General features: G+C 73.9%; 20 protein-coding genes. 11 read left to right on the top strand and 9 right to left on the bottom strand.

From position 1 onward, the window contains the following. The first annotated feature begins 36 nt into the window (after positions 1-36). From ACFPFQ_RS02010 to proB, 5 genes are all read left to right on the top strand, one after another. Positions 37-3,141, top strand: coding sequence for a translation initiation factor IF-2 N-terminal domain-containing protein (locus ACFPFQ_RS02010; protein ID WP_379614071.1), 3,105 nt, complete (start codon positions 37-39; stop codon positions 3,139-3,141). Between the two features lie 147 nt (positions 3,142-3,288). Next, complete coding sequence (gene rplU / locus ACFPFQ_RS02005; protein WP_379614069.1) at positions 3,289-3,597, top strand: 50S ribosomal protein L21; 309 nt, start codon at positions 3,289-3,291, stop codon at positions 3,595-3,597. Positions 3,598-3,611: 14 nt separating this feature from the next. Next, complete coding sequence (gene rpmA, locus ACFPFQ_RS02000; protein ID WP_379614067.1) at positions 3,612-3,869, top strand: 50S ribosomal protein L27; 258 nt, start codon at positions 3,612-3,614, stop codon at positions 3,867-3,869. Positions 3,870-3,960: 91 nt separating this feature from the next. Further along, positions 3,961-5,442, top strand: coding sequence for a GTPase ObgE (gene obgE, locus ACFPFQ_RS01995; RefSeq protein ID WP_379614065.1), 1,482 nt, complete (start codon positions 3,961-3,963; stop codon positions 5,440-5,442). Between the two features lie 39 nt (positions 5,443-5,481). Then, entirely contained in the window at positions 5,482-6,606 is a 1,125-nt protein-coding gene (proB, locus tag ACFPFQ_RS01990) for a glutamate 5-kinase (RefSeq protein WP_379614063.1), read from the top strand. A gap of 76 nt (positions 6,607-6,682) precedes the next feature. Here the strand turns inward: proB and ACFPFQ_RS01985 are convergent, their stop codons facing one another. Then, the gene (locus ACFPFQ_RS01985; protein ID WP_379614061.1) at positions 6,683-8,038 is read right to left on the bottom strand and encodes an FAD-binding oxidoreductase; all 1,356 of its coding nucleotides are present in this window, start codon (positions 8,036-8,038) and stop codon (positions 6,683-6,685) included. A 101-nt stretch (positions 8,039-8,139) separates the two neighbouring features. Here ACFPFQ_RS01985 and ACFPFQ_RS01980 point away from each other — a divergent pair, with 101 nt between their 5' ends. Continuing rightward, on the top strand, positions 8,140-8,616 hold the full coding sequence (locus tag ACFPFQ_RS01980; RefSeq protein WP_379614059.1) for a cupin domain-containing protein: 477 nt from the start codon (positions 8,140-8,142) through the stop codon (positions 8,614-8,616). 104 nt (positions 8,617-8,720) lie between these two features. Then, positions 8,721-9,947: a methyltransferase domain-containing protein gene (locus ACFPFQ_RS01975; RefSeq protein ID WP_379614057.1), complete on the top strand. Its 1,227-nt coding sequence runs from the start codon at positions 8,721-8,723 to the stop codon at positions 9,945-9,947. On the opposite strand, the gene ACFPFQ_RS01970 is transcribed toward ACFPFQ_RS01975, so the two are convergent. From ACFPFQ_RS01970 to ACFPFQ_RS01960, 3 genes are read right to left on the bottom strand one after another with little or no spacing between them, the layout of a single operon-like run. Then, positions 9,931-10,362: a nitroreductase/quinone reductase family protein gene (locus ACFPFQ_RS01970; protein ID WP_379614055.1), complete on the bottom strand. Its 432-nt coding sequence runs from the start codon at positions 10,360-10,362 to the stop codon at positions 9,931-9,933. The two genes, ACFPFQ_RS01975 and ACFPFQ_RS01970, sit on opposite strands and share 17 nt — an antisense overlap. A gap of 11 nt (positions 10,363-10,373) precedes the next feature. Then, entirely contained in the window at positions 10,374-10,850 is a 477-nt protein-coding gene (locus ACFPFQ_RS01965; RefSeq protein ID WP_379614053.1) for a GbsR/MarR family transcriptional regulator, read from the bottom strand. An 11-nt stretch (positions 10,851-10,861) separates the two neighbouring features. Then, a complete protein-coding gene (locus ACFPFQ_RS01960) occupies positions 10,862-12,946 on the bottom strand; it encodes a RecQ family ATP-dependent DNA helicase (protein WP_379614333.1) in 2,085 nt (694 codons plus the stop codon). A gap of 114 nt (positions 12,947-13,060) precedes the next feature. Here ACFPFQ_RS01960 and ACFPFQ_RS01955 point away from each other — a divergent pair, with 114 nt between their 5' ends. Then, positions 13,061-16,321 (top strand): BTAD domain-containing putative transcriptional regulator, encoded by a 3,261-nt coding sequence (locus ACFPFQ_RS01955; RefSeq protein ID WP_379614051.1) that lies wholly within the window; start codon positions 13,061-13,063, stop codon positions 16,319-16,321. A 50-nt stretch (positions 16,322-16,371) separates the two neighbouring features. Here ACFPFQ_RS01955 and ACFPFQ_RS01950 read toward each other — a convergent pair whose 3' ends face one another. Next, positions 16,372-17,055, bottom strand: coding sequence for a hemerythrin domain-containing protein (locus ACFPFQ_RS01950; RefSeq protein ID WP_379614049.1), 684 nt, complete (start codon positions 17,053-17,055; stop codon positions 16,372-16,374). Between the two features lie 209 nt (positions 17,056-17,264). Here ACFPFQ_RS01950 and ACFPFQ_RS01945 point away from each other — a divergent pair, with 209 nt between their 5' ends. Next, positions 17,265-18,149 carry an AAA family ATPase gene (locus tag ACFPFQ_RS01945; protein WP_379614047.1) on the top strand — a complete coding sequence of 295 codons (885 nt, stop codon included), beginning with the start codon at positions 17,265-17,267 and terminating at the stop codon, positions 18,147-18,149. Positions 18,150-18,259: 110 nt separating this feature from the next. Here the strand turns inward: ACFPFQ_RS01945 and ACFPFQ_RS01940 are convergent, their stop codons facing one another. From ACFPFQ_RS01940 to ACFPFQ_RS01925, 4 genes are all read right to left on the bottom strand, one after another. Further along, positions 18,260-19,876: a DUF4153 domain-containing protein gene (locus ACFPFQ_RS01940; RefSeq protein WP_379614045.1), complete on the bottom strand. Its 1,617-nt coding sequence runs from the start codon at positions 19,874-19,876 to the stop codon at positions 18,260-18,262. Continuing rightward, a complete protein-coding gene (locus ACFPFQ_RS01935; RefSeq protein ID WP_379614331.1) occupies positions 19,873-20,952 on the bottom strand; it encodes a sensor histidine kinase in 1,080 nt (359 codons plus the stop codon). Before ACFPFQ_RS01935 ends, ACFPFQ_RS01940 begins: the two co-directional genes overlap by 4 nt. Before the next feature lie 80 nt (positions 20,953-21,032). After that, complete coding sequence (locus ACFPFQ_RS01930; protein WP_379614043.1) at positions 21,033-21,737, bottom strand: response regulator transcription factor; 705 nt, start codon at positions 21,735-21,737, stop codon at positions 21,033-21,035. Between the two features lie 76 nt (positions 21,738-21,813). Beyond that, positions 21,814-22,551, bottom strand: a complete 738-nt coding sequence (locus ACFPFQ_RS01925; RefSeq protein WP_379614041.1) for an MBL fold metallo-hydrolase — start codon at positions 22,549-22,551, stop codon at positions 21,814-21,816. A 96-nt stretch (positions 22,552-22,647) separates the two neighbouring features. On the opposite strand from ACFPFQ_RS01925, the gene ACFPFQ_RS01920 reads away from it, so the two are divergent. Both ACFPFQ_RS01920 and ACFPFQ_RS01915 read left to right on the top strand, forming a co-directional pair. Further along, positions 22,648-24,084, top strand: a complete 1,437-nt coding sequence (locus tag ACFPFQ_RS01920) for a vWA domain-containing protein (RefSeq protein ID WP_379614039.1) — start codon at positions 22,648-22,650, stop codon at positions 24,082-24,084. 127 nt (positions 24,085-24,211) lie between these two features. After that, complete coding sequence (locus ACFPFQ_RS01915; protein ID WP_379614037.1) at positions 24,212-24,574, top strand: SPW repeat domain-containing protein; 363 nt, start codon at positions 24,212-24,214, stop codon at positions 24,572-24,574. Positions 24,575-24,635 lie beyond the last annotated feature (61 nt).

Genomic DNA, 24,635 nt, shown 5'->3' with positions numbered 1-24,635 from the left:
GCCTTCATCGAGGGCGCCCGGGGGCGGAGGAGCTGAATGTCGAATATCGATTCGCCCGCCGGCAGCACCGGCGGGCCGGTCACCGTACCCGCCCTGGACGAGCTGCCCGACAAGATGCGGGTGCACGCGCTGGCCAAGCTGATCGGCAGCACGAGCAAGGACGTGCTCGCCGTGCTCGCCGGGTTGGGTATCGAGGCGAAGTCCGCGCAGTCCAGCATCGACCGCAAGGCCGCCGAGCAGGTGATCGTCGCCCTCCAGCCGGATGCGGCTGCGGCCCCGCCCGCCGCCGACCCGGTCATCCCCACGGTCGCCGAGCCGGTGATCGCCGCCGAGCCGGTGGCCGATCTCGAGCAGGCCCCCGAGCCGGCACCGAAGCGGGGCCGCAAGGCCGCGCTCGCCCCGGTCTTCGCGCCGCCCGCCGCGGTCTTCCAGCCCCCGGCGCGGCCCACCCGCACGCGCCGTCGGGCCCCTGACGCCTTCGCGCTCCCCGAGCCCGCCGCCGACGAGGCAGCGGGCGGCACCGCTCCCGAGGCGGAGGCCGCCCCCGAGCAGCCCGTTGCGGCCGACGTCCTCGACGTCGAGCCCACCGACGTCGACACCGTCGACCCCGATGGCGATGCCGAGTCCGACGACGACGGCGCGGCCCGCAGGCGCCGCCGTCGTGGCCGTCGGGGCCGCGGGCGCGGTCGTGGGGGCGACGGCCTCGACGACGAGAACGACGACGACTCCGACGAGGAGTCGGGCGACGACGCCGCAGGTCAGGAAAGTGGCGAGGCCGACGACACCGACGAGTCCGACGGCGAGTCCGCCGACGAGGATTCCGACGAGTCCGATGACCAGGCCGACGGCGACGCCAGCGGATCCCGCCGCCGTCGCCGCAGGCGCCGCCGCCGCGGTTCGGGCGACGACGCCGCCGACGGGGCCGACGACGACCCGCCCGGCACGGTCACCCGGGTCCGCGCTCCGCGGGAGGCGCGCTCCGAGCGCGTCGACAGCGAGAGCGACGGCGACGGCGTGCAGAGCGTCCGCGGCTCCACGCGGCTCGAGGCCAAGCGCCAGCGCCGCCGGGACGGCCGCGACGCCGGCCGCCGCCGCGTCCCGATCCTGTCCGAGGCCGAGTTCCTAGCCCGCCGCGAGGCCGTCGACCGCACCATGGTCGTGCGTGAGCGCGGCGACCGCGTCGAGGTCGCGGTGCTCGAGGACGACATACTCGTCGAGCACTTCATCGCCGGTCGCAGCGCGGCTGACCAGGCGATGGTCGGCAACATCTACCTCGGCCGCGTGCAGAACGTGCTGCCCAGCATGGAGGCGGCCTTCGTCGACATCGGGCGCGGCCGCAACGCCGTGCTCTACGCGGGCGAGGTCGACTGGGACGCCGCCGGGCTCGGCGGCAAGGCCCGGCGCATCGAGCAGGCGCTGAGCAGCGGCGACAGCGTGCTCGTGCAGGTCACCAAGGACCCGCTCGGGCACAAGGGCGCCCGCCTCACCACGCAGATCAGCCTGGCCGGCCGGTTCCTGGTCTACGTGCCCGGTGGTGGCGCCGCCGGGATCAGCCGCAAGCTGCCCGACGTCGAGCGCAAGCGGCTCAAGGACATGCTCAAGGAGATCGTTCCCAGCGAGGCCGGGGTGATCATCCGCACTGCGTCCGAGGGCGTCAGCCACGAGGCGCTGGAGCGCGATGTCCGCAGGCTGCAGGCCCAGTGGGAGATCGTCAAGGAGAAGTCCGAGAAGACCGGGCCGAACAAGCCCAAGGCCCCGGTGCTCCTCTACGAAGAGCCCGACCTGCTGATCAAGGTCGTGCGGGACCAGTTCAACGAGGACTTCTCGCGGCTGGTCATCGAGGGCGACGACGCGTGGGACACGCTGTCGAGCTACGTCGGCCACGTGGCACCCGAGCTGACGGAGCGGTTGCACCGCCACGTCGGCACCACCGACGTCTTCTCGGAGTACCGCATCGACGAGCAGCTGCTCAAGGCACTCGACCGCAAGGTGTGGCTGCCCTCGGGCGGCACCCTGGTGATCGACCGCACCGAGGCCATGACGGTCATCGACGTCAACACCGGCAAGTTCACCGGGTCCGGCGGCAACCTCGAGGAGACCGTCACCCGTAACAACCTGGAGGCGGCCGAGGAGGTCGTGCGCCAGCTGCGGCTGCGTGACATCGGCGGCATCATCGTCATCGACTTCATCGACATGGTGCTCGAGGCCAACCGCGACCTCGTGCTGCGCAGGCTCACCGAGTGCCTCGCCCGCGACCGCACCCGCCACCAGGTGGCGGAGGTCACGTCGCTGGGCCTGGTGCAGATGACGCGCAAGCGCGTCGGCGGCGGGCTGCTGGAGCACTTCTCCACGCCGTGCGAGCACTGCCGCGGGCGTGGCGTCATCATCAGCACCGAGCCGGTCGTCGAGAAGGGCGGCAGCGACGAGCGCGGCCGCGACGACGACCGCGGTGGCCGTGGTGGCGACCGGGAGGCCTCCGGGCGCCGGTCGCGCGGTGGTCGTGGTGGCCGCAATGGCGGCGACCAGGAGCGCAACGGCAACGACAGCGGCCGCAACGGCAATGGTGGCGGCGGCAACGGCAATGGCACCGGTCACGGCCGGGGCGACGCCGACGTCGATGCCCCGGTCGAGCCGGTCCGCCCGCAGATCCCGGCCCCGATGCTGGCCGCCGCGGCCCGATCGGTCGCACCGGCGGTCGCACCGGCAGCCGAGACGCCTGCCGTGGTGGCGCCTGCCGAGTCGATCGCCGCTGTCCCGGACGGCTCGCCTGCCGAGCCGGCGCCGGTCGTGAGCCCGGTCGCGGCCCGCACTGTCACGTCCACCGATCCCGACACGGATGCCGCTGTCGAGCCGGTGGCCGGCGGAAACGGTCGGGCGCCACGGCGTCGCGGGCGGGTCACGCGCACCGCGGGAGCCCCGGCTCCTGCCAGCGGTGAGGCCCCGGTCGCCACGGTGGTCACGGTGCCCGCAGCTCGCGTCGAGGAGCAGGCGGAGGCCGTTGCAGCGCCCGCTCCGGTGAGCGTCGCGCCGCAGCCGGAACCCACCGTCGTCACCAAGCCGAGGCGCACCCGCCGAGCCGCATCCCGGCCGGCAGGACCCCCGGTGGGTGAGGCGACACCGGCCGAGGGAGACCCGGTTTGACCCCTCCCGAAGCCCTTCCGTACCCTGGTAAACCTGCGCCGCACTCCGTCGTACACCCGAGCTCCGGGATGCGCCACCGCGGCCCGCGTGAGGTCATCACCGAGATGGCCGCACGCTTCGTCCCTCGAGCTTTGGAGCAGTGCGTCGATGTACGCGATCGTCAAGACCGGCGGTAAGCAGTACAAGGTGGCCGTCGACGACGTGCTCACCGTTGAGAAGATCAAGGGTGCGCCGGGCGCGGAGATCACTCTCCCCGCCCTGCTCCTGGTCGACGGCGACACGGTCGTCACCGATGCAGCGGCTCTCGCCGCCGCCACGGTGTCGGCCACGGTCGTCGAGCACACCAAGGGCCCGAAGATCCGCATCCACAAGTTCAAGAACAAGACCGGGTACCACAAGCGTCAGGGGCACCGTCAGCCGCTGACGAAGGTCCAGGTCACCGGTATCGCGAAGTAAAGGGAGACGCAGCCATGGCACACAAGAAGGGTGCGTCCAGCTCCCGCAACGGTCGCGACTCCAACGCTCAGTACCTGGGCGTGAAGCGGTTCGGCGGCCAGGTCGTCAAGTCGGGTGAGATCCTCATCCGCCAGCGCGGCACCAAGTTCCACCCCGGCGTCAACGTCGGCCGCGGCGGCGATGACACGCTGTTCGCGCTGGCCGAGGGCGCTGTCGAGTTCGGCTACACCCGCGGCCGCAAGGTCGTGAACATCGTGCCGGTCTCGGTCTGAGGTCCGGCACCACCAGCGTTTTTCTACAACAACGGCGGGCCGCCCTCGGGTGGCCCGCCGTTGTTGTGTTTTCGTACTGAGGAGATAGTCGATGTCGAAGTTCGTGGACCGCGTGGTGTTGCACGCCACGGCGGGGGCGGGCGGCAACGGCTGCGCCTCGGTACACCGTGAGAAGTTCAAACCCCTCGGTGGCCCGGACGGGGGCAACGGCGGCCGTGGCGGGTCGATCGTGCTCGTGGTCGACCCCAACATCCACACCCTGCTGGACTTCCACCACCGCCCGCACGCGATGGCCCGCAACGGCAAGCAGGGCATGGGCGGGTACCGGGCCGGTGCCAACGCCGACGACCTCGAGCTGCTGGTGCCCGACGGCACGGTCGTGTTCTCGACCGAGGGCGAGATCATCGCCGACCTCGTCGGTCCCGGCACGCGCTTCGCCGCCGCCGAGGGCGGCCGGGGTGGGCTCGGCAACGCCGCGCTGGCCTCCGCGGCGCGCAAGGCGCCCGGGTTCGCGCTGCTCGGGGAGCCCGGCGAGAGCCGCGACCTGGTGCTCGAGCTGCGTTCGATGGCCGACGTCGGCCTGGTCGGGTTCCCGTCGGCGGGCAAGTCCTCGCTGGTGGCGGCCGTGTCAGCGGCGCGCCCCAAGATCGCCGACTACCCGTTCACCACGCTCGTCCCGCAGCTGGGTGTGGTCAGCGCGGGCGCCGAGGTCTTCACCATCGCCGACGTGCCCGGGCTGATCCCCGGTGCGTCCGAGGGCCGTGGCCTGGGGCTCGACTTCCTGCGCCACATCGAGCGCTGCTCGGTGCTGGTGCACGTGGTCGACTGCGCCACGTTCGAGCCCGGCCGTGACCCCGTCGCCGACATCCAGGCACTCGAGGACGAGCTGGCCCGCTACACCCCCGCACTGGGTGGTGAGCTCGCCGACCGCCCGCGTCTCGTCGCGCTCAACAAGATCGACGTGCCCGACGCCAGCGACATGGCCGACATCGTGGCCGCCGAGGTGGCCGAGCGCTTCGGCTGGCCGGTGTTCGCGATCTCCAGCGCCACCCATGCCGGGCTCAAGGAACTGCTGTTCGCGCTGGCCGCGCAGGTGCACGACTACCGCGCCGCGCAGCCGGTTCCGGAGGCCACCCGGATCGTGCTGCGGCCCACCGCCGTCGACGACTCGGGCTTCGTCATCGAGCCCGACACCCTCATCGAGGGCGGCTACGTCGTGCGCGGTGCGCGTCCGGAGCGGTGGATCCGGCAGACGGCGTTCGACAACGACGAGGCCGTCGGCTACCTCGCCGACCGGCTCGCCCGCCTCGGTGTCGAGGATGCGCTGGCCAGGGCCGGTGCGATGCCCGGCGACGCCGTCACGATCGGCGACGTCACCTTCGACTGGGAGCCGAGCACGCCCGCCGGCGTGGCGGCGATGATGTCCGGCCGCGGCACCGACCGGCGGCTGGAGCAGAGCGACCGCATCCCCGCCCACATCCGCAAGGCGGCCCGCATCGACCGGCGCCGCCACCGCACCGACGAGGAGCTGCTCGCCGGCGTGGAGCTCGTGCGCGACATCACCGAGGAGTAGCACCGTGCGCACCACTGTCGTGGGCGGGTGGTCGGCGCCGTGACGGTCACCCGCCGGCAGCTCGCCGCCGCCCGCCGCGTGGTGGTGAAGGTCGGGTCGTCATCGCTCACCAGCCTGTCCGGTGGCATCGACCCACTGCGCCTCGACGCGCTGGTCGACGCGCTGGCCGCGCGTCGGGCCGCGGGGAGCCAGGTGGTGCTCGTGTCCTCCGGTGCCATCGCGGCCGGGCTCGCGCCACTCGGGCTCACCCGCCGTCCCCGTGACCTCGCCACCCAGCAGGCGGCGGCCGCCGTCGGTCAGCTGCTGCTCGCCCAGGCCTACGGCGTGTCGTTCGCACGGCACCGCCAAGCGATCGGGCAGGTGCTGCTCACCGCCGACGACATGATCCGGCGGGCCCACTACCGCAACGCGCAACGCACGCTGGAGCGGCTGCTCGGCCTCGACGTCCTGCCGGTCGTCAACGAGAACGACACGGTGGCCACCGACGAGATCCGGGTGGGTGACAACGACCGGCTCGCCGCGCTCGTCGCCCACCTGATCGGCGCCGACGCGCTGGTGCTGCTCTCCGACATCGACGGCCTCTACGACGGTGACCCCCGCAGCCCCGGGTCCCGCCTGCTCGCCGACGTCGACGCCCCCACCGACCTGGCCGCCGTGCAGGTGGCCCGCCCCGGTGCCGGGAGCCTCGGCACCGGCGGGATGGCCACCAAGATCACGGCGGCGGCGATGGCGGCCGCCGCGGGCATCCCGGTGCTGCTGGCGGCGGCCGACGACGTCGCCGCCGGCCTGGACGTCACCGTGGAAGGGCCGAAGGTCGGTACCGCGTTCCGGCCGTCGGGGCGGCGGATGTCGGCCCGGCGGTTCTGGCTGCGCCACGCCGCCGACGTGCGCGGCAGCCTCCTGCTGGACGCGGGTGCGGTCACCGCGGTGATCGACCGGCGCCGCTCGCTGCTCGCGGCCGGCATCCACGGCATCACCGGCGAGTTCGTGGCGGGCGACGTCGTCGACCTGCTCGGGCCCGACGGGATGGTGGTCGCCCGCGGGGTGGTGGGCTTCGACGCAGCCGAGCTGCCGGAGCTGATCGGGCACCGCAGCCGGGAGCTGCCCCCGGAGCAGCGGCGTGAGGTCGTCCACGCCGACGACCTGGTGGGGATGGGCGGGTAGGCGGGAGCCGTCGGCGCCGTTGCAGGAAAGCCACTTTCCCGCAACGAGATGGCAGGAAAGTGGCTTTCCTGCCATCTCAGACCACGAGCGGACGCCGCCGCGACCGTGCGACCTGGCTGCCCGTCGTCGGGAAGTTGCTGCACAGCGTCCCCCGCGGGTCACGCTCCTGCTTGATCCGGCAGAGCCGGGCGTGGCTCTCGGCCGGGAACGCGTCGGCGGCGGTCTGGCCGGGGGCGAGCAACGTGTACGGCGTCCGGGTGCCGGCGCGCGCCGCGAGCGCGTCCACGAGCTCCTGCTGCCGGACCCCGACCGCGGCAGCCCGCTCGAGGGTGGCCGGGATGCCGAACAGGTAGAAGCCATAGAGCTCCGCGAGCGGGCCGGCCGCCGTGTCGGACGGCCGGGCCATTGCGCCGCCGAGGTGGCGGATCTGCACGCTCAGCAGCGGGTCGATCGGCCGTTCCAGCAGGGCGGCGGCCACCTCGTCGTCGAACGCCGTGAGCAGGCCGGCCCGCGAGCGGCCGGGGGAGGGGTCGGTCGGTTCGGCGGTGATCGAGCCCAGCTCGCCGATCGGCATGACCGCGCGGGTGTCGCCGATCCGCCCGTCGACCCGTTCCAGCGCGCGCAGCAGGTCGCGGCCCTCGTCGGCCGATCCGAGGTAGGTCGTGTCGACAGCCACCAGCGGGGTGCCGCCGGGGAAGTGCAGCAGCTCCAGCCAGCAGGTCAGCTCGTCCGGGGCGGTCGCGGTGACCTCCCGGAACGCCGCCATCACCTCGCCGGCGCGCTCACCCGGCCACAGCAGCCTCCCGCCGAACAGCTCCGGGGCTGGGTGCAGGTCGAACTCCATCGCTGTGACCAGCGCGAAGTCGCCACCGCCGCCGCGCAGGGCCCAGAACAGGTCGGGGTCGGACCCGGCCGTGACGGTGGCCGTCGAGCCGTCGGGATGCACGACGTCGAGGCTGCGGACGCTCTCGGCCGCCCACCCGTGCTTGCGGCCGAACCAGCTCAGCCCGCCACCGAGGGTGTAGCCGACGACGCTGACCACCGGTGAGCTGCCGGCCAGTCCGACGAGGCCGTGCTCGCCTGCGGCGGTGAGCACCCGGCCCCATGAGACGCCGGCGCCGACGCGGGCCGTGCGCTGCGCGGGCCGGACGGTCAGCTCGTCGAGACCGCCGGTGCGCAGCAGGATCACACCGTCGGCGTCGCCGGTGGCGCCGTGGCCGCCTGCCTGCGCGGTGACCGTGAGCCCCGCGGCTGCGGCGAAGCGGACGGTCGCGGCGACATCGGCGGCGGTCGCGGCCTCGACCACGGCGTGTACCGGCTGCCGGACCGCGACGTTCCACGGCGTGGCCGCCCGGTCGAACCCGGCGTCGCCCGGCAGGAGGGCGCGGCCGGTGAGGTTGGTGCGGAGGGCGGCGATGCTGTGGTTCGTCATGAGAGGAACGCTAGGACCGGGATCGACCCGCCATGAGGTGCAATCGAGATCCGTTTCAATGGGTCAATCCTGCGGGCTCTGGAAGCGCTACGGTGACGGGCATGACCGGTGACGAGATCGTTCTCGGACCCCTGCCCAAGGGCATCACGCTGGCGAAGGAGGGGATGGCGAAGAAGGTCTGGAACGTGCTCGGCCACACGTACTCGATGAAGGCCGCGAGCGACTCCAGCTTCGCCTTCGAGACCTACGACCCGCCCGGCACCGGCGTCCCGCCGCACGTCCATCCGCTGCAGGACGAGCACATCTACATCATCGAGGGCGTCTTCACCCTCTACCTCGACGGCCAGTGGGAGACCGCGGGCCCCGGCGACACCGTCCGGATGCCGCGCGGGCTGCCGCACGCCTACTACAACCGCAGCGACGCGCCCTCGCGCGGCCTGTTCTGGGTCAGCCCGGCGGGGCGGCTCGCCGACCTGTTCGACAAGCTGCACAACCTCACCGATCCGGCCGAGGTCGTGCGGCTGTCCGCACTGCACGACGTCGACTTCCTGCCACCCGGTGCGGTCGAGGGCGCCTGAACCACCTCCATCGGGCCTCTGATCAGGCCCGATGGGCGTTGTCGACCCGGTCGGGTGGCGCGTTGCGGTTGTCGGGCCCCGCCCGCGCCGTCACACTCGCTGTGGTGACGGCAGCAGACCAGGCCCGCGCCGCGATGGTCGACGCCCTGCGGGCCACCGGCCGGGTGCGCAGCCCGGAGGTCGAGGCGGCGCTGCGTGCCGTCCCGCGACACCTGTTCCTCCCGGACCTCCCGATCGACGACGCGTACGCCGACTACGCCGTCCCGGTACAGTTCGAGGACGGTGTCGCCACGAGCTCGGCGTCGCAGCCGTCGATGATGGCGATCATGCTGGAGCAGCTCGCCGTGCGCGAGGGGCACCAGGTCCTCGAGATCGGCGCCGGCACCGGCTACAACGCGGCGCTGCTGGACCGGCTCGTCGGTCCGCTGGGCTCGGTCACGTCCGTCGACATCGACGCGGAGCTCGTCGCGTCCGCCGCGGTGCACCTGGCCGCCGCCGGTGTCGAGGATGTGGACCTGGTCTGCGCCGACGGCGCGCTCGGTCACCTGCCCGGCGCACCCTACGACCGGATCGTGCTGACCGTGGGCAGTGCCGACCTGCGCCCGGAGTGGCTCGCGCAGCTCGCACCGGAGGGCCGGTTGCTGCTGCCGCTGGCCGTGCGGGGCAGCCAGCTGTCGGTGGCGCTGGCGCTGGGCGCCGACGGGGTGCTGCGCAGCGAGACCGTCCGCAGCTGCGCGTTCATCCGGCTGCGCGGTATCGGGGCCGGCTCGGACGCCGAGGTGGTACTGGGGAACGGCCTGGTCGTCCAGCCCGCCGACGGCGACGTTCCCCTCGGCGCCGCCCAGGCCGGCGCACTCGACGGTGCGCTGGCCCGGCCCGGTCACCTGGCGGCGGTGGCGACCCCGCTGGGCGCCGACGACATCTGGGACGGGCTGGGGCTGTGGCTCTCGCTGACCGAGCCGGGTGCGGTGCGCCTGCTGGCACGCTCGCCCGAGGTCGACCTCGCCGACGGGATGCTGTCCGGACCAGGCGGCGCGACGATCGGGCTCGTCTCCGGGGGCGGCCTCGCCGCGGTGGTACCCGGACCCTCGGCCGCGGTGCGCGCGTTCGGCGGCTCCGACGGTGCTCAGGCAGCGCAGCGGCTGCTGGGCAGCCTGGACGCCTGGGTCGCGGCCGGCCGGCCGGGCGCGTCGGACTGGCGGATCACCGCGGTGCCCGCCACGGCCGAGTGCACGCTGGTGCCACCCGAGCCGATGGCCGGACCGATCGTCGTGCGCAAGGAGCACTGCCTGCTCCTGATGGACCTGCCGCGGCTCAGCCGACGGGCTTGAGCAGCACGAGCGGGATCTCCCGGTCGGTGCGCTTCTGGTAGCCCGCGTAGTTGCGGTACTTGCCGGCGATCACGGGCCACATGCGGGCGCGCTCCTCGGCGGTGGCGACGGAGGCCACCATCGGGCGGCGCGGGCCGCCCTTGTAGGCCACCTCGACGTCGGGCTTGTCGCGCAGGTTCAGGAACCACGCCGGGTGGTGGTCGTCGCCACCGCGGGAGGCGACGACGACGATGGTGCCGTCCTCCTCCAGCGGGGAGGTGAGCATCACGGCTCGCTCCTGGCCGCTCTTGCGACCCACGGTGACCAGCTCGATCACCGGCATGCCCATCGCCTCGTTGCCGATGTGGCCACCGGAGACGGTGCGCAGGACGCGGTGGGCGGAGTTCATCGCTTTCAGGACCAGGTCATGGGGCATAGAACGGGATTCTAGTCGGCGGCCGGCTGCGTGGCCTGTCGTTCACGCCACCGTGCGAGCAATGCCGGGATCTCCTCGGCCAGGAACGCGTAGAGATCCTGCATCCGCTGCAGCCGGGTGGCCGCCGAACCGTTCGGTTCGACGTGGCCGAGCCCCTCGCCGGCGAGCGCGGCCAGCGCGTCGAGGTGCTCGCGCCGGGCGACGCCCGCATCGGCCCACCCGTCGCCGGCGAGCTGGTAGTGGTCGCGACGGCTGCCGGGGGCCGGGACGCGGCGCACGAGCCCCGCCTGCTGCAGCGCGCGGACCGCACCCGACACCGCCGCGGCGCTGACGTCGAGCTGCTCGGCGATGGCGGTGCCGGTGAGCGTCGGGGCGTCGGAGCAGACGAACAGCGCCAGCACCCTGGCCGACATCCGCTGCATGCCGGTGTCGGTGAGGACGAGCGCGAACCGCTCCACGTAGGCGCGGTGCTCGACGGTCATGCTCATGCGTGCGCGGATCAGCCCGCGATCGCCAGCGCGAACGGCAGCACCGCACCCGCGCCGGCGCGCCGGATCAGGCGGGCGGCCACCGTCATCGTCCAGCCGGTGTCGATCAGGTCGTCGACCAGCAGGATCGGGCCCGTGGGCAGGGTGAAGGTGGGCTCCTCGAACGCCGACCACACCGCGGCGAGGCGCTGCGCGGAGTTGGCGTGCTCGCCCGGTCGCTCCCCGGCCGGGGTGAGCATCCCCAGCAGCGGGAGCCTGCCGATCTCCGAGATCCGCCGGGTGAGGTGATCGAGCTGGTGGGGACGGGTGCGGGAGCCGATCCCGACGACACCCACCGGGCGCTCCTCCCAGCCCCAGCCGGCCAGCACCCGCACGCACGCGTCGAGCACGTCCTTGGGGATGGGCTGATCCTCGCCCGCGGTGAGCTCGCGCAGCCGGGTGCCCCAGCCGATGTCGGACAGCCGCCCGATGACCCGGCCGGACTCGGCGAGCTCGCCCGCCGCGATGCGCCCCGACGCCTTGACGTCGAGCTCGCCCATCCCGCTCGGCCACTGCTTGCGCGGGGGCACCTCGACGCCGGGCCGGGCCAGCCGCTCGCTCGCCGCGGCGGTGGCGGCCGCGTCGACATCGCTGCTCCAGGCGGCACCGGCGCAGTTGTCGCAGCGACCGCACGGGCCGCCGTCGGGATCGTCGAGCTGGCGACGCAGGAACACCAGCCGGCACTCGGACGTGGCGATGTAGTCGAGCATCGCCTGCTGCTCGGCCTTGCGGGCCTCCGCGATGCGGCGGTGGCGCTCCTCGTCGTAGGTCCAGGACTCGCCGGTGGAGATCCACCCGCCCTTGACGCGCTTGGCCGCACCATCGCTGTCGAGGACCTTGAGCAGCATCTCCAGCCGGGTGCGCGAGAGGTCGACACGCGTCTCGATCGTGGCGGTGGACAGCGGCCCGCCGGCGGCATCGAGCACCCGCAGCGTCTGGCGCACCAGCGCCTCCGGCGGGAAGGCGAGCGAGGCGAAGTAGGCCCAGATGTCGCGATCCTCGCGGCCCGGCAGCAGCACCACCTCGGCGCGCTCCACGGCACGCCCGGCACGGCCGATCTGCTGGTAGTAGGCCACCGGCGAGGCGGGAGCCCCCAGGTGCACGACGAAGCCGAGATCGGGCTTGTCGAAGCCCATGCCCAGCGCGCTCGTGGCCACCAGCGCCTTGACGCGGTTGGCGAGCAGATCACCCTCGGCGGCGAGCCGCTCCGCGGGCTCGGTCTTGCCCGTGTAGGACGCCACCGGATAGCCACGCTCGCGCAGGAAGTCGGCGACCTCTTCGGCGGCGGCGATGGTGAGCGTGTAGATGATGCCGGCGCCGGGCAGCACGTCGAGCTGCGCCGCGAGCCAGCCCAGCCGCTGCTCGGCGGTGGGCAGCGCGACCACCCCGAGCCGCAGGCTCTCCCGGTCGAGCGAGCCGCGCAGCACCAGCGGCTCGCCCGCCGCTAGCCCCAGCTGCTCGGTGACGTCGACGACCACGCGGTCGTTGGCCGTGGCGGTGGTGGCCAGCACCGGGATACCCGCGGGGAGCTCGGCGATCAGCGCGCGCAGCCGCCGGTAGTCGGGCCGGAAGTCGTGGCCCCAGTCGGAGACGCAGTGGGCCTCGTCGACAACGAGCATGCCGGCGCTCGCGGTGAGCTGGGGCAGCACGCGATCGCGGAAATCGGGGTTGTTGAGCCGCTCCGGGCTGACCAGCAGCACGTCGACCTCGCCGGCCGCGACGGCCTCGTAGGTGCGCTCCCAGTCGCTCGTGTTGGCCGAGTTGACCGTGACCGCGCGGATGCCCGCGCGCTCGGCGGCGTCGATCTGGTTGCGCATCAGCGCCAGCAGCGGCGACACGATGATGGTGGCGCCCGCGCCCGCCTCGCGCAGCAGCGCCGTGGCGACGAAGTACACCGCCGACTTGCCCCACCCGGTGCGCTGGACCACGAGCGCCCGGCGGCGCTCGGCGACGAGCGCGTGGATGGCCGTCCACTGGTCCTCGCGCAGGCGCGCATCGGGGCCGGCGAGCGTGGCCAGCACCTGCTCGGCGCGGGCCCGGAGGTCGTGCTCAGCCATGGCAGGCAGCTCAGTGGTCACGCGACCCATGGTGGCGGACGCCCCCGACAGGACCGGCGGGCAGGGTCACCGCCCCGGGGGTGCGTGCGGGGAGCAAACGGGCAAACTGGTCCCGTGTCCGACGTCGTCCTGCGGGTGCTCGGCCCGCTGCGCGCCGCCGTCGACGGGGCCGCGGCCGACCTCGGTGGGCCCGCCCGGCGCGCGGTGCTGGCCCGGCTGGCCGTCGCGGGCGGCGACGTCGTGGCCACCGACACGATCATCGACGACCTGTGGCACGGCGAGCCGTCGCCCCGCGCGCTCGGGACGCTGCAGGTGCACGTCTCGCACCTGCGTCGGGCGCTCGAACCCGCGCGGCCGCCGCGCGCCCCGGCGACGGTGCTGCTGAGCACGCCGCCCGGCTACGCGCTGGCGCTGCCGCCGGACGCGCTCGACAGCCACCGGTTCACCGGGCTGCTCGACGCGGCGGGCAGCGCCGGCCCGGCCGCGGCCGCCGGACTGCTGCGCGACGCGCTCGCGTGCTGGTCCGGACCGGCGTTCGCCGAGTTCGCGACGCAGCCGTGGGCCGTCGCCGAGGTCGCGCGGCTCGAGGAGTTGCGGTTGGAGGCCACCGAACGGCTGGCCGAGGCACGGCTGGGAACCGGGGATCCGGCGGCTGCCGTCGCGGACCTGGAGCGGCTGCTGCACGACCATCCCCTGCGCGAGGGCGCGGTGCGGTTGCTCGCGCTGGCGCTCTACCGCGCCGGGCGCCAGTCCGACGCGCTGGCCGTGCTCGCCAGGGCCCGCCGGACGCTCGCGGCCGAGCTGGGTGTCGATCCCGGTCCGGAGCTGCGGGCACTCGAACGCGACGTGCTCGCCCACGTCGACCACGAGCTGCGCACCGCCGAGCCGCCGGTACGCCCGGCCGTCGCTGCCCCGCGGCCCGCACCGCCGCACCCCGCACCCGACCTCGTCGGCCGCGATCGAGAGCTCGCGCGCCTGCGCGGGGCGGCCGACCGCGTGCGCAGCAGCGGCGTGCAGGTGGTGCTGATCTCGTCCGACGCAGGGGGCGGCAAGTCCGCGCTGGTCAGTGCCTTCCGCGCCGACCGTGCGGCGGCGGGCTGGACCACCGCGCTGGGCCGCTGCCCCGAGGTCGATGGCGCCCCGCCGGCCTGGGCGTGGCGCGAGCTGGTCACCGACGTGCTCGCCGCGCGGCCCGCCGACCGCGCCTGGGCGGCCCGGCTGGAGGCGCTGAACACCGGCCCCACCTCGACGGCGGAGACGTTCTGGCTCTCCCGCGCGGCCGTCGACCTGATCGGCGCGGCGGCCCGGTCGCACCCGCTGCTGCTGGTGATCGACGACCTGCACCGCGCCGAGGGCGAGACGCTGCAGCTCCTGCGGTCCGTGGTCGGTGGCCTCGCCGCCGCGCCCGTACTGGTGATCGTCACGGTGCGGCCCGCCGACGTCGGCGCCGACGTCGAGGCCGCGCTGGCCGCACTCGCCGAACCCACCGCCGACCGGATCGCGATCGCCGGCCTGCATCCCGACGACGTGGGCACGCTGCTGGCGCGGCACGGCGTCACCGGGGCGGACCCCGAGACGATCGCGCTGGTCACCGAGCGCACCGGCGGCAACCCGCTGTTCGTGCGGGAGCTGGCCCGGCTGGTCGCGGTGGAGGGCATCGCCGCCGCCGGGCACGCCGTCCCGGCCGGGGTCCGCGACGTACTGCGGCGCCGGTTGGCCCGGCTGCCGGGCCCTGCTCAGACGGTGCTGCGCCACGCCGCGGTGCTCGGCCGCGACGTCGACGTCGACACGTTGCTGCAGCTCACGGGGGACGAGGACGCGGCCCTCGACGCGCTGGAGGTCGGCGTGCTCACCGGGCTGCTCTCCGAACCGGCACCCGGGCAGGTGCGGTTCGCCCACGCGCTGGTCTGCGACACGCTCTACGCCGACGTGCCCCGGCTGCGTCGCACCCGACTGCACGCGGCGGCGCTGGAGGTCCTCGCCGGGACCCGCCCCGACGACCACGCCGTGCTCGCCCACCACGCGCTGGCCGCAGGCCCGGCCGTCGCGCCGGCCCGTGCGCTGGAGCACGCCGCGGCGGCCGCGGCGGCCGCCGACCGGTTCGGCGCCCGTCGCGAGGCCGCCCGGCTGTGGGGTGCCGCGGTCGGGCTGGCCGGGTCGGCCCAGGTGGATACCGAGCGGGAGATCGCGCTGCGCTGCGCGCATGTCTCCGCGCTCGCCCACGCCGGTGACGGGGTCGCCGCTGTGACGGCCCGCGCGGCCGCCGTCGCGCTCGCGCGGGGCACCGACCTGCTGAACGACGCTTTGACCAGCTACGACGCGCCCGTGTCCTGGACGATCCGGCCGGACTCGCGGGTCGACACCGCGCTCGTCGGGCTGATCGAGACCGCGCTGGCGGCCACACCGCCGCCGGCGGTGGAGCTGCGCTGCCGGCTGCTCGTGGCGCTGGTCTTCGAGCTCGAGAGCCACGACGACGAGCGGGTGCGGTCGGCGAGCGCCGAGGCGATGGCGCTGTCGGCGGGTCACGGCGACCCGCTCCTGCGCTGCGCGGCGCTCAACGCCCGGTTCTTCGCCGCGCTCTCCCCGGACCTGTGGCCCGAGCTGGAGGGCGTCGGCACCGAACTGGTGACCATCGCCGAGGCGTCGGGTCTGGCCGGTTACCGGTCACAGGGCCACCACCTGCTGTTCATGGTCAGCGCCGCCCGCCACGACCTCGACGGCGCGCAGCACCACGTCGACGCGGCGGTCGCGGCCGCCACCGGTGGGCAGCTCGGGATGACGTTGGGCTGGGCCACGATCTTCGCGGCGCTGCGGGCGCTCGTGCGGGGCGATCTCGACGCTGCGGAGGCGCGCTACACCGAGGTCGCCCGGCGCCTGGCGGCGGCCGGGGTGGTCAACGCCGAGCTGATCGGTTTCGTCGGCCGGTTCGCCGTGCGGCACGCCCGGGGCCGCCACGGCGAACTCGTCGACGAGATGGCGGCGCTGCGGCCGCACATGCCACCCACCTTCAGCGACTTCCTGGCCTCCGGGCTGCTCGCGGCCGGCCGTCCGGACGACGCGCGCGCCGGCTGGCGGCCCGACGTGGTGCTGCCACGCAACTACTACTGGCAGCTCTGGACGGTGTTGCGCGCCGAGGTCGCCGTCGGACTCGGGGACCGGGAGGTGGCCGCCCGCTGCTACGACGAGCTGCTGCCGTGGGCGGGCACGTTCGCGGGTCTGTCCAGCGGCACCGTCACCCTCGGCCCGGTCGACCGGGTGCTCGCCGACCTCGCCGCGCTGCTCGGGCACCCACCCGAGCAGCAGGCCGCGCACCGGCGGGCCGCCGCCGCGCTGGCCGCGAGCATGGGCGCGAAGGCCGCCATCGGCGGGTCGTGAACCCTGCGACGAGGGTCGGCCGGGCCATCTGGCTCACCGGGTTCGCGTGCTCAGCCGAAGACGAGCCGCTCGCGGCGCCGGTGAGCGGGTCGCATCAGCGCGATCAGCACCCCGAGCACCGGCCCGGCAGCGGCGCGCAGCCGAGCCCACTCGTCCGGGGTCGCGACGCCGGCCATGCGGGGGAGCGTGAAGCGCATTCCGGGCCCGCCCCGTCGCACCTGCTCGTCGACCTGCTCCCACTCGGCCACCGGCACGTGCGCCTCGATCACCGGGAACAGGCTCGCCTCCTCGGCGTCGAGGTGCTCGTCGATCTCGTCGCGGATCCGCGCGAGGTTCTGCTGCAATCCGGCGGCAGCCACCCGGCGCGCGTCGTTGCCCGTGGTTGCGGCGAACCCGTCAGCGCTCGCCCGGACCAGGTCGAGCAGCGGGTCGAGCACGCTGTGGTCGTCGCTGAGCACCGCCAGGTCGACGCTGCTCGCCGCGAACCGGGCGATGACCGGCCAGGCGATCTCGTCCTCCGCGCGGTGGTGGTGATGGATCTCGTCGCACAGCAGGAGCACCCAGCCGGTCAGCGCCGCGGCCCGGCGGTCGGAGCACGGGGCGTCGCCGGTGGCGATCCGCTCGGCCGCGTCGGTGAGGCGGTGCAGGTCGGTGCGCATCAGGCGGTGCATGAGCGTGATGCCGAGCAGGTCCGGCACGGTGGTGCGGGTGGGGGACACGGTGGTTCCTCTCATCGGAGAGCACCACCATCGGCCGGAGCACTTGCAGCCGGCTTGGTGTGCACTTGTCGGCCGGGCTGCCCGCCACGTCCGGCACCGTGACGCTGCTCACGCCGCAGCGGCAAGGCGCTGACCTGGGAGATCGACGCCCACCGGGGCGGCAGCGCCGCGTCCGTCACGGGTCGGGCGACATCACTGGGCGAATCGGCATCGGGCAAGGCAGGATGGCGCTGGTGAGCGCCCACCAGTCCCCGCTGTTCGGCTCCGTCGCGGACGTGGCCGAACGCCTGGCCGGCGTCGGCTACCTGGCCTCGACGGCCGTCGCCACCACCGTCTACCTCGCCGACCGGCTGGGAAAGCCGCTGCTCGTCGAGGGTCCGGCCGGGGTCGGCAAGACCGAGCTGGCCAAGGCCGTCGCCGAATGCACCGGCTCGGGGCTCGTCCGGCTGCAGTGCTACGAGGGCATCGACGAGGCCCGCGCCCTCTACGAGTGGAACCACGCCAAGCAGCTGCTGCGCATCACCGCAGGTCAGGGCAAGGAGTCCTGGGACGACACGCGTGATGACGTGTTCTCGGAGGAGTTCCTGCTGGCCCGCCCGCTGCTCACCGCCATCCGGCGCAGCGAGCCCACCGTGTTGCTCATCGACGAGATGGACAAGGCCGATGTCGAGGTCGAGGGGCTGCTGCTGGAGGTGCTGTCGGATTTCCAGGTGACGGTGCCCGAGATGGGCACGATCACGGCCACCCGGCGCCCGTTCGCGCTGCTCACGTCCAACTCCACGCGGGAGCTGTCGGAGGCGCTCAAGCGGCGCTGTCTGTTCCTGCACCTCGACTTCCCCGACGCGGACCTCGAACGCCGCATCGTCGCCTCGCGCGTGCCGGAGCTGGCCGAGAACCTCGTCGACGCGCTGGTGCGCACGGTCCGGGTGCTGCGCGGGCTGGAGCTGCGCAAGTCGCCGTCGGTGGCCGAGACGATCGACTGGGGCCGCACGCTGCTGGCGCTGGGCCTCGACACCCTCGACGACGACGCCGTCCGCGCCACCCTCGGTGTGGTGCTCAAGCACCAGTCCGACACCGTCAAGGCGGCGGCGGAGCTGCGGCTCAACTAGCAGTCCAGCGTCGGTGGCGGCAGTTCCCGACAAGCTGGAGAAGATCTAGGTCGAGCGCCCACTGGTTCCGGTCCGATCATGAGCCAGTGGGCGCTCGGCGCTGCATTCCGCTAGTTCCGGCAGACCGCGGCGCCGGGGAGCGTTCCGGCGGCCAGGCTGCCGGCGACGGTCCAGCCCTGCCAGCCCGCGTCCGCCGGGTTGTGCGCGGCGATCCGCGCGAGCACGCAGGAGCGGACGGGTTCGGGCAGCCGGTCCAGCGCTGGAACCGCGTCGTTCGACAGGGTGGCGAGGTAGGCGTCGTCGAGCTGGCCGGTGCTGCCCAGCCGTGCCACGTTGTGCGCGGCGATGAAGCCCTCCGGGTTGAGCACGGCGAGCCCCAGCAGCGCAGCCGTGCCCGCCGCGGCGATCCCGCGGGTGAGCCCGCGTGCGTTGAGCCGCAGTACGGCCCCGAGCACCAGCAGGAAGGCCACACCCAGCCACAGCTCGCAGGTGAGCACGATCAGCCGTTGCACGGTGAAGCCGTAGGCCTGCTGGTAGAGCCACATCCGGCTCGTCGCCGACGCGACGATGACCAACGTGTTGCAGGCCAGCGCCGCGAGCAGGCCGCGCTTCCAGGCCCGGTCCGACGCGGTGAGCTCCGGCGCGAACCGGGATCCCGCCATGATCACCCCGAGGGCGAGCACGGTGACCGCGAGGAGCTGCCAGAACCCGCTGCGCGCGTACTCGGCGTAGGTGAGGCCGGTGGTGCGCAGGACGTAGCCGTCGCCGCCGAACAGCGTGGCGAACTGGACGCCGACGAACAGGGCGAACAGCGCCGTGACCAGGCCCACCGGCAGTGCCCACTCGAGCTTGCGCAGCCGCGACGGCCGTACCGGCTGGTCGACGGCGAGGGGTGGCGGGGCGGCCAGCAGGAAGCTGCCACCGAGCACGCCAACGCCGGCGAGGCAGAACAGCACGACCCAGCGGGTCAGCGACCCGCCGTCGACCGTCGGCACCAGATCATCGAGCACGTGGGCGAACGCCGCGTCGGCCGAGACCAGCAGTGGCGCGAACACCGCGAGCGCGATCAGCCCGACGATCAGCGACACCGCCAGGCGCAGCCGCGCCGCCCCGATCGGTGACCGGCCGGTGCGTGCCGACCGGCGCAGCCACGCCACGCTCCGCAGCGCCGCCACCGGTACGGCCAGCGCGCCGGCGACCACGCCGCGGAACCCGTTGCCCGCCACCGCGATCGAGCCGGCGCCGCAGGCGGCAAGCAGGCACAGCGCATCGAGCCAGCCCGCGTCCCGCACGGTGCCGACCGCGGCGAGCGCGAGCGCGGCGCCTGCCCACGCCAGATCCACCGCGGGCAGGGGGTTGCGCGGCGAGGCGCGGGCGACGAGCACGAGCGACACCGCTGCCACGAGCGCGGTGACGAACCAGCCGACACCCCGCGGACCGTCGGGGAGGGCCACCGCGGCAGCGACCCCGGAGGCCACCGCCGCGGCGAGCATCCGGCGCGACGGAGCGTCCTGCGGACCGGTCCAGCGCTCCCCGAACAGTGGCCGGGCCGGGTGTACGGCGTACGGGTTGAGCGGCGGTGTCGCGGGCGGAATCGGCACGGCGAGCGTCGTGCCCGCGGCGGGCCGCACGACCGGCGGACCCGTCGAGGGGACCGGGACGCCCCACGGCGGGTAGGCCGCCGGCGTGATCGGGGTGGCAGGCGCAGGGGACTCGTCCTCGCTCATGACGCTCTCGGCAGCGTCACGCGGATCCGGCAGCCCGGCAGCGCGGGCCGGCCCCCGACACCGGCCCGCGCCCCTCCGGCCGGACCCCCGCCGGCCGGATCCCCGCCGGCCGGATCCCCGCCGGCCGGATCCGCACCGGCGGGAACGCCTGCGACGCGCTGGGCCGGTTCCACCACCGCGATCCGGCCCCCGTGCAGCTCGACCACCCAGCGGGCGATCGAGAGCCCGAGCCCGGTGCCGCCGCCCACCGCGCGCTCCCCGCGGGTGAAGCGGTGGAACACGCGGTCGCGGTCCTCCATGGCGATGCCTGGTCCTTCGTCATGCACTTCGAGCACGAGCTCCCCACCTTCTCCTCGTCCGAGCACGCGGACGTCGGTGCCCGGCGGGCTGTGCCGGGCGGCGTTGTCGAGCAGGTTCAGGACGACCTGGTGCAGCCGGGCGCGGTCGGCGTGCACCGCCAGCCCGGGCGGTGCGACGTCGACCTCGAACCGCACGCCCCGCCCCGCGACGTCGGCGGCGACCCTGGCCTCGGCGACGGCGGTGGTGAGCAGCGGCGCGAGCTCGAACGTCCGCGTCTGCAGCGGCAGCACGCCGGCGTCGATCCGGGAGAGGTCCAGCAGCTCGGTCACCAGCCTGCCGAGGCGTTCGGTCTGGGCCAGCGCGGTCCGCATGGTGTCGGGATCGGGCGTCGCGATGCCGTCCACCACGTTCTCCAGCACGGCCTGCAGCGCCGCGATGGGCGTGCGCAGCTCGTGGGAGACGTTGGCGATCAGCTCGCGACGGTGCTGGTCGGCGGCGGCGAGATCGGACGCCATCTGGTTGAACGCGGCGGCCAGCTCGCCGACCTCGTCGCGCGAGGTGGCGCGGACCCGCCTGCTGTAGTCGCCCTGCGCCATCGCCCTGGCGGCCGCGATCATCTCGCGCAGCGGCCGCGTCATGCCGTGCGCCAGCACCTGGGCGGTCAGCAGGACGATCGCCACGGTCACGACCGTCGTCAGAACCGGCGGCTGCCACCCGTACTGCATCCACAGGTAGGCCAGGCCGGCCCCGCCCGACGCGAGCAGCAGGATGCTCATCTTCAGCTTGATCGAGCGCACGGGGTCGAGCGGGCGTGGGAGCTGCTCGGCCACGGCGGCGGCGCGCTCGAAGGCGTGGGTCACGCCGTCACCTCCAGCGCGTAGCCGACGCCGTGGACGGTGCGGATCAGGTCGGCGCCGAGCTTGCGGCGCAACGCCTTGACGTGGCTGTCGACGGTGCGGGTGCCGGTGGCGTCGGCCCACCCCCAGACGCGCTCGAGCAGCACCTCCCGCGGCAGCACCGTGCGCGGCTGGCCGGCGAGGTGCACGAGCAGGTCGAACTCGATGGGCGTCAGGTGCGCGGGCTCACCGCGGCGGGCCACCCGCCGCTGGGCCGTGTCGATCTCCAGATCACCGAGGACGATCACCGCCGCCGCGACGGCGGGTTGCTCGCCACCCCGACTCTCCGCCGCGCGGTCGATCGTGCGGAACAGGGCATGGACCCGCGCCGCGAGCTCTCGGATGGAGAACGGCTTGGTCAGGTAGTCATCCGCGCCCACGGCGAGCCCGACCAGCAGGTCGGTCTCGGCGTCGCGGGCGGTGAGCATCAGCACGGGCACCGACCGGATCGCCTGGATCCGGCGGCACACCTCCAGCCCGTCGAAACCCGGCAGCATCACGTCGAGCACGACCAGATCGGGCCGGCCCGCCGCGAACCGCTCCATCGCCGACGGCCCGTCGAGCGCCACGTCGACGGCGTACCCCTCGGCCTGCAGGCGGGCGGCCACCGACGTCGCGATGGTCGGCTCGTCGTCGACCACGAGCACCCGGCGCTGTTGCTGCATGGCACCGACCCTAGGCAGCGGACGTGGAGGAGCCCTGGTGCAGATGTGAAGATGCTGTGCAGCTGTTACCGGTGCATCACTCGATCTCGACCGTCTCGCCGGGTTCGGGCAGGTGCAGCCGGTCGGCCAGCCCGGCCGCGTCGAACGCGGCCACGAGCGTGTCGGGGGCCTCGGTGAAGTGGGCCCAGTGCTCGAAGTGCAGCGGGACGACGTGCGCGGCGTCCAGGATCGACGCTGCCTCGGCCGCGGCGGCGCTGGGCAGGGTGAGGAACCCGTCCACGAGCGGGGTGCGGGCGCCGCCGGCGAACAGCACGGCCACGTCGATCGACCCGATGCGCTGCGCGATCTCCTGCACCACGTCGAGGGAGGCGTTGTCGCCGCTGACGTAGACGGTGAGCGGGCCGGTGATCACGAACCCGGTGACGTCGCCGACCAGGTGCTGCGTGCCGTCCGGCCCGTGCTGGGCAGGCACGGCCGTCACGGTGATGTCGCCCACGGTGGCATCGGTCCAGCTCGGCAACCCCGTGACGCCCTCGACGCGGCCCGCGGCGGCCTCGGTCGAGAGCACCAGCGGAGCGGTCGCGAGGTAGGCGCGCCCGGCAGCGTCCAGGTTGTCGGGATGGTGGTCGTGCGACAGGAGCACGGCGTCGACGGCGCCCACCTGGGCGGCCGTCAGCGCCGGACCGGCCGTCTTCACCAGCGAGCGGGTGCCGATCGGGTACTCGCCGGGCGGGTCGAAGGTCGGATCGAGCAGCAACCGGGTGCCGGCGATCTCGAGCAGCGCGGTCGGGCCGCCGAGGTAGGTGATGCGCACCGCGCCAGTGTCCGGCACCCGACGTCCGGGCCGCCGCCCGGTGGATGCCGGTTCGCGCTGGTCGCGATCCGCGGATCGGGGAGGCATGATGGGGCGATGGAGGACACCCGGATCGCGTCCGACCACGGCCTTCCCGGCCACCTCGTCGACTTCGTCGGTGCGCTGCGGGTCCACGGCGTCTCGGTCGGGCCGGGCGAGACGGTCGACGCCGCGCGGGTGCTCGGTGCCGTCGACCTCATCTTCCGCGAGCAGTTGCGCGAGGGGCTGGCCGCGGCGCTGCTGCGGCGCTCCGGGCAGCGCCAGGCGTTCGACACGCTCTTCGAGCTGTACTTCCCGGCCGCGCTCGGCGCCGGCAGCGGCGTCGTCGAGGTGCCGCGCGTCGACGACGCCGACGACGGCCCGGTCGACGTCGACGCGTTGCGCGACATCCTCGCCGACCTGCTGCGCGACGGCGATCTGGACGCGCTGGCCGAGCTCGCCCGCGCCGTCGTCGACGCGCTGGGCCGCTCCGGCGCGGCCGGCACCGGCATCAGGGGAGCGGGTGGGCAGCCGAGCTGGTCAGCCTACCAGGCGCTGCGGATGCTGTCGCCGGAGACGCTGCTCGCCCGGATCATGAACGATCTGAGGTCGGGCCAGGAGGGCGAGGCCGAGAACGCGTTCGCCGACGAGGTGCTGCGCCGCGAGATCCGCGACCGGATCGCCGCGTTCCGCAAGATGATCACGGACGAGGTGCGCAGGCGCACCGCGGAGATCCGCGGCCGGGATCCGGTGGCGAAGACCGCCGTGCCCAAGCAGACCGAGCAGGTGGAGTTCCTGTCCGCGCACGCCGACCAGCTCGCCCAGCTGCGCCGCACCGTCGGCCCGCTGGCGCGCCGGCTGGCCGCCCGGCTCGCCGTGCGCCGCAAGCACGCCAAGCGCGGCACCCTGGACATGCGCCGCACGCTGCGCCGCTCGATGTCCACCGGCGGCGTCCCGATGCGTCCCGCCTACCGCACCCGCCGGCCCGGCCGTCCGGAGCTGGTGATCCTCTGCGACGTCTCCGGGTCCGTCGCCGGGTTCAGCCACTTCACGCTGCTGCTGGTGCAGGCACTGCGCGAGCAGTTCAGCAAGGTGCGGGTCTTCGCGTTCGTGGAGCGCACCGACGAGGTCACGCACCTGTTCGAGCCCGGGGCCGAGCTCTCGGGCGTCATGCAGCGGGTGCTGCGCGAGGCCGATCTCGTCGCGTTCGACGGGCACAGCGACTACGGCGGCTCGTTCGCGGGCTTCGCCGAGTTCTGGGGCGAGGCGATCACGTCCAAGACGTCGCTGCTCGTGCTCGGCGACGCGCGCACCAACTACCGCGATCCCAACCTCGCGGTGCTCAAGCGGCTGGTCAGCACGGCGCGCCACGCCCACTGGCTCAACCCCGAGCCCAAGCGGCAGTGGGGTAGCGGTGACTCAGCCGCACCCCGCTACGCCGAGGTCATGCCGATGCACGAGTGCCGGACGGTGGGGCAGTTGGCCGCCGTCGTCGAGGCCCTGCTCCCGATCTGAGACCTCCCCGGACAGGTAGGAGGACGACCGATATTCCCGGCTGCGATCAATCAGTCAGCAGTCTTGACCGGGCGGCCAGTCAAGGCGCATGCTCAACAAGTCCTTTCGGGAAGGGGAGGTGGTAGCGATGACCAATCGGACATGGCACCGCTGGCAGGACTGGGCGGCACTCGTGATCGGGGTGCTGACGGCTCTGTCGCCGATCGTCGTGGCAACGAACACCGCTGCGGTGTGGACGCTGATCGTCTTCGGCGTCCTGCTCGCCGCATCGGGCCTCTGGTCGTTGGCCGCGCCGGGTTCGACGGCCAGTGAGTACGTCCACGTCGTGCTGGGCGTGCTGCTGTTCATCTCGCCGTGGGTGCTGGCATACAGCGCTTTCGGCGGCGCGTCGTGGACCTCGTGGGTCGCGGGCGTGCTGGCCGTCATCGTCGGAGCCTCGGCGGTTCCGGCAGCAACTGCGGAACACAAGGGGCTTGCGGCATCGCACTGATGCACAAGTCGAAGGATTGAGCCCAACGGCCGCGGCATTCCTGCCGCGGCCGTTTCGCGCG

It is taken from the genome of Pseudonocardia sp. GCM10023141 (genome assembly GCF_042653605.1).
Note: the sequence above shows the minus strand (reverse complement) of the source record. Positions and strands in the feature narration are given on the sequence as shown.